Genomic DNA, 12,724 nt, shown 5'->3' with positions numbered 1-12,724 from the left:
CGTGAGCCCGGCCTCGGCCGCGGCCTACGGGCGCGGCCTACGGCCGCGGCTGCTGAGCCGCGTCGCTCAGGCGTGCGGCGGCCTCACGCAGCGTGTTCGTGAAGAACGACCGTCCCCATGCCGCGTCGTGCGCGGTCGCGGTGAGCCCGTCGATGGCGGGCAGCTCCCGCGCCTCGAACGGCTCCACCGTGAACACCTCGAGGTGGAGCGAGCCCAGGCGACCGGCGGCGAGCGCCGCGATCGCGGCGTCCTGATCGGCCACGCCGCCCCGGCCCATCACGACGAGGTGGGCTCCTCGGCGGAGGCGTTCGATGCGGGCGGCGTCGATGAGGTTCCGGGTGTCGTCCCTGAGCGGGCTCAGGACGACGAGCACGTCGACGGCCTCGCACAGGGCGTCGAGGTCCATCTGCATCCCGAACGGGTCGGCTGCGGCGCGCGGATCCTGCGACGTGAAGCGCACGTCGGCGCCGACCGCCTGCAGCGCGGCGGCCGTGGTCCTCGCGATCCGTCCGGCGCCGACCAGTCCGACGATGCTGCCCGCGACGCCTTCGGCGTGGATGCCGAAGCGGGCTCCCCAGCCCTCCTCGCGGAAGCGTCGCTCCTTCTCTCGGAGACGGAGGAGGCGGGAGATGACGAGGCTGACGGTCGCCGCGGCCATCTCACGTCCGATCGGGTCCGGCGTGTTGCGCACCGTGATGCCCCTGCGCTCGCACTCCGGCACGTCGATGTTGTCGATTCCGGACCCGAAGCGCACGACGCTCGTCAGGTCCGGGAGCACGTCGAGCTGTGGCGTCCCGATCGTCATGGCGTTGACGAGCAGGCCCCGCACGCCGGGCCGGGGCGTGGGATCCGCCGGGTCCCAGAACTCCGCGGTCAGGCCCGCGTCCGCGAGCGTCTGGACCACCAGGCTCTGCCAGCCCGGGAGGTCGACCCGCTCGAGATCCTGGGAGACGAGGACGACCGCTCGCTCGCTCGATACCTCGGTTGTCACCAATGTCCGCCCTTCGTTCGGTGGGTTCGACGGCGCGGTCCGGATGGACCCGGCGCAGAGGACGCACCGGCCGCCGTCGCTTCCCATCCACGCTAGGGCGGTGGGGTGGCCGACCTCCTTGGACAGCTGTCGCACGTTCGCGCGGCCGCGCTGCGGCGTCGACCCGTCAGTGCATGTAGAGCCCGCCGTCGACGTTGAGCGTCTGGCCCGTGACGAACGACGCATCCTCGCTCACGAGGTAGGCGATGGCCGCGGCGACGTCGCGCGGGGTGCCGATGCGGGGGAGCACCCCCTCGGCGGCGAGTGCCGTCTTGCGCTCATCGCTCAGGGTGCCACCCATGATGTCGGTGTCGATCGGCCCGGGCGAGATGGTGTTCACCGTCACGCCGTGCGGCCCCAGCTCGCGCGCCAGGGATCTGGAGAGCCCGATCACCCCGGCCTTCGCCGTGGAGTACGCCGTCTTCGAGAAGGTGCCGCCGCCGCGTTGCGCCGAGACCGAGGTCAGACTCACGACCCGCCCGACCCCGTTCGGCACCATCGACTCGACGGCCCGCCTGGTCACGAAGTGCACGCCGTCCAGGTTGATGCTGAGCACGCGCCGCCATTCGTCGGCGGTGACGTCGAGGTACGGGACCGCCGAGCTCACGCCCGCGACGTTCACGACGGCGACGAGTTGCGGCAGTCGCGCTTCGAGCGCGTCGATCGCTGCGCGAACGGATGCCTCGTCGGCGACGTCCGCTGACTCGGCCGAGGCCTGCACGCCCCATCGGTCGGCGACCTCGGCGGAGAGGCCGGTCGCTGCGTCGCCGTCGACGTCGAGGATGCCGATGTGCCAGCCGTGCTCGGCGAGGACGTGGACGACCGTGCGGCCGATGCCGCGCGGCGAGGCGGCTCCCGTCACCAGTGCGGTGCGCTCGGCGGGGAAGGCGGTCATGGTCGCTCCTGTTCGGTGGGGGTGATCGATGTGGTGCGTGCTCGCCGGCGGTCGGCTCGACGATCGTGGTCTTCGAGGAGCCGCCGCACGTACGCGGCGTTCGTGGCGCAGACCCCGAGGCTGTCGCCGCCGTACTGCTCCATGACGAAGATGCCGTCGTATCCGCCTTCGAGCGCATCGCGAACGACCCGGCGATAGTCGATGAGGCCGTCTTCGAGCGTCGCCGGACTCGCCGAGTACCAGCCTCGGCCGGGGTCCTCGTCGCGGTGGTAGTTCTTCAGATGCCAGTAGTTGGCGTGCGGGAGGGTCATGGCGTAGGCCTCGCGCCAGTCTTCGACCGGCCGCTTGAGGCGGATGAGGTTGCCGATGTCCGGGTTGAGGCCGACGTGGTCGAGGCCGATGTCCTCGATGAGCCTGACCGCCGAGGCCGCCGTTCCGAGGAGCGTGTCCTCGTACATCTCGAGCGCGAGGCGCAGCCCGACCTCGCCGGCGTGACGGCCGAGCTCACGGAACCCGGCGACGGCCGCCGCCCAGGTCTCCTGGTCGGTCGAGTCGACCGGCCCCTGGGCGGTCCAGAACCACAGTGCGCTGCGCTGCTCGGGGGTGAACGGCCGGTGCAGCCCCGTCGAGAAGACCTGCATGCCCCACTCGGCTGCCGCATCGATGGAGCGGTGCGCGTACCTGAGGTGCTCCCGCTCGTGGCCGGGGGCGAGGATGCTGGCCCGCTGCACGTGCAGACTGGGGATGGCCAGCCCGTGTTCGGCGGCGAGGGCACGCAGCGCGCCGCCGCGTGCGGGAGGGGTGTCCGCCGGCCGCAGATGGCTGTCGGCGAGCTCGATGGCGGTGAACCCCAGGGCCGCGAGATCGGCGAACGTCTCGTCCCATTCGTCGAGCGGGGCGTCGTGCAGGGCGGTCCCGTCGCGGAGAACCGAGGGAACGCCGTGCAGGCAGGTCGCGATCGTGGTCGTCCCGGCGTCGTTGGTCATGCCGTGAGTCGCGGTCGCGGGCGCCCGTCCCTGGTGCTGCATTCCCATATCCTATAGGATTTGACCCATTCAGTGAGGCGCATCCGAACTCGATGGGGAGTCGAACATGACCCGAGCCCGCACCACCCACCCCGCGACCGCGTCCACCGTGGCCGTGCTCGGGCTCGGAGCCATGGGCCTGCCCATGGCCACCCGGCTCGCGACCCTCTTCGAGGTGCGCGGGTTCGACCTCGACGAGGCGCGGCTGGCCGAGGCATCCCGAGCCGGAGTGACGCCGTCGCCGTCCGCGCGCGCCGCGGCCGACGACGCCGACGTCGTCCTGCTCGCGGTCCGCGACGGGCAGCAGCTCGAGCAAGCGCTCTTCGGCGAGGAGGGCGTCGCCGAGGTGGTCGGACGGGGTGCGACCGTGGTCGTGACCAGCACCATCGGAACGGCGGCGATCGAGCGGGTGGCCGACCGGCTGCAGGGGCTCGGGGTCGACCTCGTCGATGCCCCCGTGTCGGGTGGACCGACGCGAGCCGGTGCGGGTGACCTGCTCATCGTCGTCGGGGCGGCTCAGGCCGCATACGCCAAGGTCGAACCCGTCCTCGACGCCCTCGCGTCGACGCTCGTCGTCGTCGGTGCGACGCCCGGCCAGGGGCAGGCGCTGAAGACCGTGAACCAGCTGCTCTGCGGGGTGCACATCGCCGCGGCCGCCGAAGCGCTCGCGCTCGCCAGGGCGCTCGGTCTCGACCCGTCCCGGTCGCTCGAGGCGCTGACGAGCGGGGCCGCGGCCTCGTTCATGCTCGCCGACCGCGGACCACGCATGCTCGAGGCGCTCGACGACGAGACGCCCGAGACCCGCAGCCGCGTCGACATCTTCGTCAAGGACCTCGGCATCGTGCGGGATGCCGCGCGCGCGGTGGGCCTGGCCACCCCCGTCGCGGCGGCGGCCGAACAGCTGTACGTGCTGCGAGCCGCGCAGGGTGCCGCTGCGGCCGACGACTCCACGTTGGTGCGCACGATCCTCCCGCGGGTCCGTGGCGCCGGTGGCGCAGGTGCGTCACCGGCCTAGACTGGGAGCCCGCCGCTCGGCCCGGGGTCGCGGCTCGCTTCGCTCGATCGCCTGGAGGACGTGATGGTCGCTGGAGCGGACGTCGACCGGCGCGTCTTGCGCGACCAGGTCTACGACCGTCTGCTCGAGATGCTGCTGCAGGGCGGGCTCCGGCCGGGTGACCGGCTCTCCATCGACCTGCTCGCGCGCCAGCTCGACGTCTCGCCGACCCCGGTCCGCGAGGCCATGGTGCACCTCGAGCGGACCGGCCTCGTGGCCCGGGAAGCGCTCAAGGGATATCGGGTCGCGCCACCGCTCGACCATGACCAGCTGGCCGAGCTCTTCGACGCCCGCGTGCTGCTCGAGGTCGGGGCGGCCCGGTCGGCGGCCGTCGACGCCGAGCGGACCGCCGCCGACCTCTGGGTCGCACACGAGCGGCATCGCGTGGTGGTCGAGCGGATCGTTGCGGTGCGCGGCGAGATCCCGCTCGAGCTGACCCGGGAGTTCTTCCGGGCTGATGAGGCCTTCCATGCCGTGGTGTTCGCGCACGCGCGCAATCGGTACCTGGTCGAGCTCTACGACCAGCTCGGGGCGCTCACGCACCGGATGCGCCAGGTGGTCGTCCGGGGTCCGGTCGATGTGGCCGACGCGTTCGCCGAACACGCGGCGATCGTGGAGGCCTTCGCGACCGGGGACGGTGAGGCGGCCGCGGTCGCGATGCGCGAGCACCTCGGACGCGCGCGAGCGCGTGCGCTGGCGGACTCGGACGCGGCGCTCGGCGAGCGCGCTGAATCGTGATCCGGAGCTCGCGAGCGGGTCGGCGTCCGCGGCTCACAGGATGACGCCCCGCCTCCCGTCGGGGAACCGGGGCGGGGCGTCGGCGCACGAGGTGGGGTGAACCGCGCGTGCCCTGGGAGTCGATGATGCTCGCAACGCCAACGGTCGGGAGGACCGGCTCCGGCGGCCCGATTCGGGTTCGGGCCGTGTACCAACTTTGCCCCGAATACGGCGGAATGACTCGCCCCCAGTTCAGGTGACGTCTGCTCATGTTTCGCTGGGGCCGGCTGTTCAGGCATACCCCGTAGCGTTGAGGGCATGACGATCGCCGACGCCTCCGTGCCCTCGCCCGCCGACCTCCTCGTGCTCGCTCGTGACATCGCGGTGAGCGCGGGGTCCTTCGCGCTCGAGGCGCGGCGCGCGGGCGTCGAGGTCGCGGCGACGAAGTCGACGCCGACCGACATCGTGACCGCGGTCGACCGCGACACCGAGTCCTTCATCCGGCGGCTGATCCTCGAGGCGCGACCCGACGACGGGATCCTCGGCGAGGAGGAGGCGACGCACATCGGCACGAGCGGACTCGACTGGATCGTGGATCCGATCGACGGCACCGTGAACTTCCTCTACGGCATCCCGTCGTGGGCGGTCAGCATCGCGGTCGTCTCCGAGTCGTCCGAGCCCGGCTCGTGGACCGCGCTCGCGGGCGTGGTCGTGAACCCGGTCACGGGCGAGCTCTTCGAGGCGAGCGCCGGTGGCGGGGCGAGGCTCGGCGGGCGCGAGCTGCGCACGGTCGACGAGGTCGCCCTCGGACAGGCGCTCGTGGGCACTGGGTTCTCGTACGCGGCCGAGCGGCGGGGCGAGCAGGCAGAGGTGCTCACGCGCCTGCTGCCTCGTGTGCGCGATCTCCGCCGGATGGGTGCGGCCTCGCTCGACCTGTGCAGCGTCGCCGCCGGGCGGCTCGACGCGTTCTACGAGGTCGGCTTGAACCCGTGGGATCACGCCGCCGGTGCGCTCATCGCGCGCGAGGCGGGCGCCGTGATCACGGGCCCGGGCGGCGGTCGCGAGAGCCACGAGTTCCTCGTCGCCGCCGTGCCTGGGCTGCATGAGGACCTGGTCGCAGCCCTCCGGGAGGCGGGCGCGCCCGCCTAGGACGGGTCGGACCCGCCCCGGTCGAGCCGATCTCACGGCACATCACCTGGTGGCGGAGGAGTTCCCCAGCTTCGATGGCGACAATCGAGGTCGCACGCTACGCTTTACCAATCCGTTATCTCGGCGTTACGTCTCTCGGGGCGTGCTGACGTGATGATCATCTCCCGTCCGATCCACCCTGAACGCGAAGGCTCCCCTACGTGCCCGAGTCCCCCCTCGTGCCCGACGGTTCAACGCCAGGCACGCCCGCCCCTCTGCCATCCGAGCAACCCCTGACGCGGCGTGAGCGCCGTGAGCGCGAAGCGGCCGCCGCGGCGCTGGCCGCGACGAACCAGGCGACGGAGGCTCCGGCCGAGGCACGACCCGAGCCGCTCGCCCCCACGACGGCGGTCATGGCGGTCGTCGAGTCGGCCCAGGTGTCGGCGGAGCCGGCATCGGCGGCACCCGCCCCCGAGCCCGCCGCCATCCCCGAGCAGGTCGTCATGCTCGAGCCCACGGCCGCGGTGTCGCGCCGCGAGCGGCGGGCGGGCGAGGTCTCCGGGCGGCGCGCCCGCGCGACCGGCGACGAGGCATCCGGCCGCCGCGCTCGCGAAGCCGACACCGACCGTGCTCGCGGGGCCGTCGCCGACCGCGGCGCGTCCGCATCGAGCAGCGGCGCGCTCGCGGCCCCGGCCGTGACCACGCGCGGCGGCGGTCGCCGCGCCATGCGCGCGGTGGTGGCGATGGGCTTCGCCGCGACCCTCGCGCTCGCGACCTCGGTTCCGGCGCTCTCGCTGTTGACGCCGTCCGAGGTGCAGGCGATCGCGCTCGCCGCCGAAGACACTGCGACGGCGAAGCTGAACGCCCCGACCCAGCGCGTCGAGGTCGACGGTGATGTCATCGCCTCGCCCACCGTCGAGCGTGAGGGCTACCAGCACCAGAGCATCGAGGAGTATGCGCGCGCGGCCGGTATCCGGGCCGAGGCGACGTTCACGAACAACCCGTCGGGCACCGTCCAGTGGCCGTTCGCGGTCGGCGTGCACATCGGCGACCAGTTCGGCCCCCGCAGCTGTGCGGGCTGCTCGAGCGACCACGGCGGCCAGGACTTCAACCCGGGCCTCGGCGCCGAGATCCAGGCGATCGCCGACGGCGTGGTCTCGAACTCGACCGACGCGGGCGGCTCGCTCGGCGTGGTCATGATGATCGACCACGTCATCGACGGCGAGACCATCACGAGCGTGTACGCGCACATGCAGTACGACTCGCGCCGGTTCGAGAAGGGCGACACGGTCAGCGTCGGCGACGTCGTGGGCACGACGGGTTCGACGGGCATGTCGACCGGGCCGCACCTGCACTTCGAGATCCGGCTGGGCGGCATCGACGGCAAGAAGGTCGACCCGCTCGAGTGGCTCTACGCCAACACCAACTGATCCGGCCTACCGGCGCGAGGTCCCGCCTCGCATCCAGACCGTGGTGTCCCCGGGCAGCTCGCCGGTCACCGGACCGGACGCGAGCACGAGGTCGCCCGCCGGAAGCGGCACCGCGGTGTCGCCGAGGTTCGCGACGACCGTCACGTCACGGTTGCTGAATGCCACGACCGTGGGCGGGAGCCCGGGCAGCCACTCGAGCTCGCCCTCGGCGACGCCGAGCTCGCGCCGGAGGCGCAGGGCGGTCTGGTACAGCGTGAGCGTCGACCCGGGCACGCCGTGCTGTCGATCGCGTGCGAGCTCAGCCCACGCCGCGGGCTGCGGCAGCCACGAGTCATCCGACGGCCCGAAGCCGTACGATGGCGCCTCCGCCTCCCACGGGATCGGCACGCGGCAGCCATCGCGGCCGTACCGTTCGCCGCCCGTGCGGAACCACGTGGGGTCTTCGCGTGCGTCGTCGGGCAGGTCGATGACCTCGGGCAGGCCGAGCTCCTCGCCCTGGTACAGATATGCCGACCCCGGAAGCGCGAGCATGAGCGCGGTCGCCGCGCGCGCCCGCCGCAGGCCGACCGCGGGATCGCCGATGCCGGGCGTCGACGGGCCCACGCCGTGGCCCTGCGGGTTCTCCTCGGTCAGGGCGAGCCGGGTGGCGTGCCGGACGACGTCGTGGTTGGAGAGCACCCAGGTCGACGGCGCGCCGACCGCGGCGAACGCCTCGAGCGAGTCGTCGATGACGCGCCTGAGCGCGTCGGCCTGCCAGGGGGTCTCGAGGTAGGCGAAGTTGAACGCCTGGTGCATCTCGTCGGGGCGCACCCACGCGGCGACCTTCGCGAGCGGGTCGACCCACGCCTCGGCCGCCAGGATGCGCTCACCGGGGTACTCGTCGAGCAGGCGCCGCCACTCGCGGTAGATCTCGTGCACGCCCTCCTGCGCCCAGTAGGGGGCGTCGTCGCCCTCTTCCTCGCTGATGCCGGGCTCGAGCGGCACGCCCGTCGCCGCCTCGCCGACGGTCGTGTGCGCGGCGCCGCCCATGCTGCCGCCGGCCGCAGGCGGGGTCCAGTCGGGTAGGCCCTCGGCCTTCACGAGACCGTGCGCGACATCGACCCGGAACCCGTCGACGCCGCGATCGAGCCAGAAGCGCAGGATGCGGCGGAACTCCGCGCGCACCTCGTCGTTCGCCCAGTCGAAGTCGGGCTGCGAGCTGTCGAACAGGTGCAGGTACCACTGGCCCGGCTCGCCGCCGGCTTCGAGCACGCGAGTCCAGGCGGGGCCGCCGAACACGGACTGCCAGTCGTTCGGCGGCAGCTCGCCGTTCAGCCCGCGGCCGTCGCGGAACAGATACCGCGCGCGCTCCGCGCTGCCGCGGCCCGCGGCGAGCGCCGCCTGGAACCAGACGTGCCGGTCGGACGAATGGTTCGGCACGAGGTCGATGATGACGCGGATGCCTCGCGCGTGCGCCGCCTCGAGCATGGCGTCGAAGTCGGCGAGGGTGCCGAAGCGCGGGTCGACGTCGCAGTAGTCGGCGACGTCGTAGCCCGCGTCGCGCTGCGGCGAGGTGTAGAACGGCGAGAGCCAGATCGCATCGATGCCGAGCTCCTCGAGCTCGGGCAGCCGCGCGGTGACCCCGGTGAGGTCGCCCATGCCGTCGCCGTCGGCGTCGGCGAAGGAGCGGGGGTAGATCTGGTAGATCGCGGCCGTGCGCCACCATTCGGTTGCCATGCGGAACACCCTAGGACACCCCTCCGAATCGGGATGAGGGTTGCACCGCGGGTGGCGACCGCCGGTTCGGAGCACCCCTCGCGAGGTGATATCCTCGTACGGTTGCTGATTCAGCGGGTGCTGAGTCGACAGCGTGCCCCGATAGCTCAGTGGTAGAGCACTTCCATGGTAAGGAAGGGGTCGTCAGTTCAATCCTGACTCGGGGCTCTGGTTCTCCCGGCTGTGCCGGGTGGCCTCGCGGCGGGGTAGCTCAGGTGGTTAGAGCACACGGCTCATAATCGTGGTGTCGCGGGTTCGAGTCCCGCCCTCGCTACAACAGCGGACCGGTCGTGACCGGTCGGGCATTTCCGACGATCGGTCTCGATCAGTCTCGACCGCCCGTGACGGCCGGCCTTTCGGTGGCATCGTTCGGCGTGTCGAGGCCGCATTGCGGCTGCGCAGTGAATATTCTTTGTGTCCGATCTTAAGACGCTGATATATTCCACACCATGCTGAGGAATCGTCAGGCGCGCTCCGCTTCGTCGTCTGTGGCCTGGGCGGTCGGGATCCTGGTCTGCGCGGGCGTCGTCGGCGGCGAGATCTCGCCGGTCTGGGCGGCCGCGCCGAGCCGTGCGGTGGGCGCGACGCCCGCGGCGGGCGGCTTCGCGGTGGGTGACGGCGTCGAAGGGTTCGTCGACGAGCGGTCGGGCGCGTTGTCGTTCGAGTTGGCCGCCGGCGGCATCGCGCTCGCGTGGGACTCCCGCCTGGCCGGGGTGGATCGGTTCGGGTTCGGCGAGGGGTGGTCGATCGGCGGCGTGGGCTCGGTGGACATCCGCGGCGGGCTGCGCGTGCTGCCCGCGAGCGGCGAGCTGGTCGAGGCGGATGCCTCGGTGCCGAGCGGCCTGTCCGGCTACGAGCTCGGGGATGTCCGGTTCGAGCAGGTGCCCGGCGCGCTGCCCGCGCGTGGCGACGGGGTCGCCGGCGAGCGGGCCTACGCCTACCGCCTGACCGAGCTCGGCGGCACGGTGTCGTACTTCTCGGCCGCGGGCGACCCGGTCGCGCGAGTCGACGCGTTCGGGAACCGGGTGGACTGGGAGTGGGATGAGCGGGCCGGGCACCGCCTGGTCGGGGTCGTGACCGACTCCGGCGTCGCGACCACGCTGGACTGGTCGGATCCGGGGCGCGTGGTGGTGTCGACGTCGGTCGGCGCGCGGGCGCCGGTGCGGTCGGTCGTCGCGATCGAACACGGGCGACTGGGCGGGGTGCTCGATGCGGTCGGCCGGCGCTCGGCCGTCGGGTATTCGGAAGCGGGGCTCGTCTCGCGGCTGGCCGGCGCGTCGGGTGCCGCGATGGAGGTGGGGTGGCGGGCGATGGCGGATGGCTCGTCCGCGGTCGACCGGATCCGGGTGATCGATGCGCTCACGGGCGAGGCGATCACGGAACGGTCCTGGCAGCCGGGCGAGGGCGTCGCCTCGGGCTGGCCGCTCGTGCCGGACGCGAGCGCCGGTGCGGCGGTCGACGACCTGCGGTACTCGACGGCCGTGTCCGACGGGGCCACGCGCGTCGTGTCGGAGTACAGCGGCCGGCACCTGCTGGTCGAGCGGCAGGTGCTGGTTCGCGACGCATCCGGCGAGCGTGTCGCCCACGAGCAGTCGTACACCTACCCCGAAGCGGACGGCGAGCTGCCGGTGACCCGCCCGACGCACGCGGCGGTCACGTACCTGGACGCGCTCGGGGCCGCGCGCACCGTGGAGGAGCGCTTCGAGTTCGACGACCTCGGGCGGGTGACCGACCTCACCGACCGCACCGGCGCGGTGACCGAACGCTCCGGGTACGACGACTACGGCGTCAGACTGGGCGGGCAGGCGGATGGCGAGACACCCGCCTCGATGCTCGTCGGCGACGTGTCCCGTCAGCCGTTCGGGTACGCCGGCGAGTACACCGACCCGACCGGCGGCCAGCACCTCGAGGTCCGCACCTACGACCCCGAGACGCGGCGCTTCCAGCAGCTCGATCCGGCCGACCAGCACAACGCCTACTGGTACGGCAACGCGAACCCGATCACGCACGTCGACCCCACGGGCCGCACCGGCGAGCCCGACTGGCTCGCCATCGCGCTCGCCGGCGCGGGTCTCATGCTCTCGTTCATCGGGCTCGGCGTGGCGGCGGGCACGGCCGGCGCGGCGATCGCGGGCGCCGGCAGCTGGGCGGCCGTGCTCACCGGCACGAAGGTGGCGCTGGGGGTCACGATCGGCGCGGCCGCCCTCGATGTCGGCATCGGCGCGGCCCTCGCGTTCGATCAGGCCGTCTTCGACGTCATCGACGACGACGTCGAGCTCGGGCTCAGCGTCGCGACGCTCGCGCTCGGTGCCATGAGCGGGGCCACGGGCCTCTTCGCGCGGTTCAGGCCGCCGAAGAACCTCCGCGAGGCCGTGCAGAAGTTCTGGTCGAACTGGGAGCTCACCGCGTGGCGGCTGCGGCACACCAAGGACGGGCGCCTCAAGGCCTACCAGCACACGACCGAGGAAGGTCAGCTGGTTCGGCGGATCCACGAGTTCATGTCGGGACCGGTGCTCGATCGGGCGAAGAACATCAAGGGCATCGGGGGAGGGCTGGACGCGAGCACCCTGCACAGCGGTGACCAGGTGGTCGGGAAGCGCGTCCGCGCGATCAAGGTCGTCATGGTCAAGAGAGGTGCGGGGCACTCAGACTCCGAATATCTGATCCGGAACTCGATGTACTCGAACCTCCGACCCCAGGAGCAGCCGTACATCGGGGACCCGATCACCGGAGCGCGGCTGGACGAGTTCATGCGGGAGCGGGGCATCACCCTGCTCTATATCAAGCCCGATCCGTACAACACCGCGATGCGGGCCGACTGGCCGTCGCATCCCGTCGTCGGCCAGCTGTGGAATCGCAAGTTCTTCCAGAAAGTCGAAGGCGCACTCCGCGACGCGCGGACGCACTCGCGGCCGAAGCTCAACTACCGGAAAGATCCTGAGCTGTACTGACCTCTCGCCCTGCTCGGCTCGGCCGCGCCGCCAAGCTCCGCGACCCCGCTCAGCTCGGCGGAACCGGGTACGGCTCGCCCTTGAGCAGCGCCGCGACGTGCGCCGCATTGCGGGCGGCCGTCGCCGTCGCCGCCGCGGTCGTCTCGGGCGTCGACGGCAGGTCGTTGTAGTCCGTCGTCTCCATGGCGGCACCGTTCCAGTACGTGCCGCCCTGCGCGGGAATCGTGACCCCCACATCGTTCAGGCCCTGAGCGACGTCGGCGATGATCGCATGTGCGCCGTCCTCATTGCCGACGACCGCGATCACGGCCACCTTGCCGAACATCGTCGGCCTGCCGGAGGCATCCGTCTCGGCGAGCTCGGCGTCCAGCCGCTCCAGCACGCGCTGCGCGACGCTCGACATGTGGCCCATCCAGGTGGGCGTCGAGAACACGATGACGTCGGCCGCGAGCACCCGGTCGCGGATCGCCGGCCAGTCGTCGCCCTGGCCCATGTCCTTCTCGACGCCGGGAGCGATCGCGTGGTCGACGACGCGCACGACGTCGCCCTCGGCGACGCCGTTCCGCGCGAGCTCGGCGAGCACCTCGCGCGCGAGCTTCTCGCTGCTCGACGGGGCGGGGCTCGGCTTGAGCGAGCAGACGAGCGCGACCGCGGTGAGACCTTGCGTATCCATGACTCGAGCCTCGCGCGACGCCCGACCTTCGTCGAGGGGTTGACGACCGCGGCCGGATGCGGTGGC

The 12,724-nt window shown here is 72.2% G+C and carries 10 protein-coding genes and 2 tRNA genes; 7 read left to right on the top strand and 5 right to left on the bottom strand.

Going from position 1 to position 12,724, the window contains the following annotated elements:
• Nucleotides 1-37: 37 nt before the first annotated feature.
• The 3 genes from RH864_RS16235 to RH864_RS16225 form a co-directional block, all read right to left on the bottom strand.
• Entirely contained in the window at nucleotides 38-991 is a 954-nt protein-coding gene (locus RH864_RS16235; RefSeq protein WP_310518618.1) for an NAD(P)-dependent oxidoreductase, read from the bottom strand.
• Nucleotides 992-1,157: 166 nt separating this feature from the next.
• Complete coding sequence (locus RH864_RS16230; RefSeq protein WP_310518617.1) at nucleotides 1,158-1,925, bottom strand: SDR family NAD(P)-dependent oxidoreductase; 768 nt, start codon at nucleotides 1,923-1,925, stop codon at nucleotides 1,158-1,160.
• On the bottom strand, nucleotides 1,922-2,953 hold the full coding sequence (locus tag RH864_RS16225) for a sugar phosphate isomerase/epimerase family protein (protein WP_310518616.1): 1,032 nt from the start codon (nucleotides 2,951-2,953) through the stop codon (nucleotides 1,922-1,924). Before RH864_RS16225 ends, RH864_RS16230 begins: the two co-directional genes overlap by 4 nt.
• 64 nt (nucleotides 2,954-3,017) lie before the next feature.
• On the opposite strand from RH864_RS16225, the gene RH864_RS16220 reads away from it, so the two are divergent.
• The 4 genes from RH864_RS16220 (at nucleotide 3,018) to RH864_RS16205 (ending at nucleotide 7,279) form a co-directional block, all read left to right on the top strand.
• Nucleotides 3,018-3,965 carry an NAD(P)-dependent oxidoreductase gene (locus tag RH864_RS16220; RefSeq protein ID WP_310518615.1) on the top strand — a complete coding sequence of 316 codons (948 nt, stop codon included), beginning with the start codon at nucleotides 3,018-3,020 and terminating at the stop codon, nucleotides 3,963-3,965.
• 63 nt (nucleotides 3,966-4,028) lie between these two features.
• Entirely contained in the window at nucleotides 4,029-4,742 is a 714-nt protein-coding gene (locus tag RH864_RS16215) for a GntR family transcriptional regulator (RefSeq protein ID WP_310518614.1), read from the top strand.
• Nucleotides 4,743-5,039: 297 nt separating this feature from the next.
• The gene (locus RH864_RS16210; protein ID WP_310518613.1) at nucleotides 5,040-5,870 is read left to right on the top strand and encodes an inositol monophosphatase family protein; all 831 of its coding nucleotides are present in this window, start codon (nucleotides 5,040-5,042) and stop codon (nucleotides 5,868-5,870) included.
• Between the two features lie 200 nt (nucleotides 5,871-6,070).
• The gene (locus RH864_RS16205) at nucleotides 6,071-7,279 is read left to right on the top strand and encodes a M23 family metallopeptidase (RefSeq protein ID WP_310518612.1); all 1,209 of its coding nucleotides are present in this window, start codon (nucleotides 6,071-6,073) and stop codon (nucleotides 7,277-7,279) included.
• Nucleotides 7,280-7,285: 6 nt separating this feature from the next.
• On the opposite strand, the gene RH864_RS16200 is transcribed toward RH864_RS16205, so the two are convergent.
• Nucleotides 7,286-8,995 (bottom strand): glycoside hydrolase family 13 protein, encoded by a 1,710-nt coding sequence (locus tag RH864_RS16200; protein WP_310518611.1) that lies wholly within the window; start codon nucleotides 8,993-8,995, stop codon nucleotides 7,286-7,288.
• A gap of 135 nt (nucleotides 8,996-9,130) precedes the next feature.
• On the opposite strand from RH864_RS16200, the gene RH864_RS16195 reads away from it, so the two are divergent.
• From RH864_RS16195 to RH864_RS16185, 3 genes are all read left to right on the top strand, one after another.
• Nucleotides 9,131-9,202, top strand: a tRNA-Thr gene (locus tag RH864_RS16195).
• A gap of 32 nt (nucleotides 9,203-9,234) precedes the next feature.
• Nucleotides 9,235-9,308: transfer RNA gene (locus RH864_RS16190), tRNA-Met, on the top strand.
• 175 nt (nucleotides 9,309-9,483) lie between these two features.
• On the top strand, nucleotides 9,484-11,985 hold the full coding sequence (locus RH864_RS16185) for an RHS repeat-associated core domain-containing protein (protein WP_310518610.1): 2,502 nt from the start codon (nucleotides 9,484-9,486) through the stop codon (nucleotides 11,983-11,985).
• Nucleotides 11,986-12,034: 49 nt separating this feature from the next.
• On the opposite strand, the gene RH864_RS16180 is transcribed toward RH864_RS16185, so the two are convergent.
• Entirely contained in the window at nucleotides 12,035-12,658 is a 624-nt protein-coding gene (locus RH864_RS16180) for a flavodoxin family protein (RefSeq protein WP_310518609.1), read from the bottom strand.
• Nucleotides 12,659-12,724 lie beyond the last annotated feature (66 nt).

It is taken from the genome of Agromyces aerolatus (genome assembly GCF_031432255.1).
Lineage (GTDB): Bacteria > Actinomycetota > Actinomycetes > Actinomycetales > Microbacteriaceae > Agromyces.
Note: the sequence above shows the minus strand (reverse complement) of the source record. Positions and strands in the feature narration are given on the sequence as shown.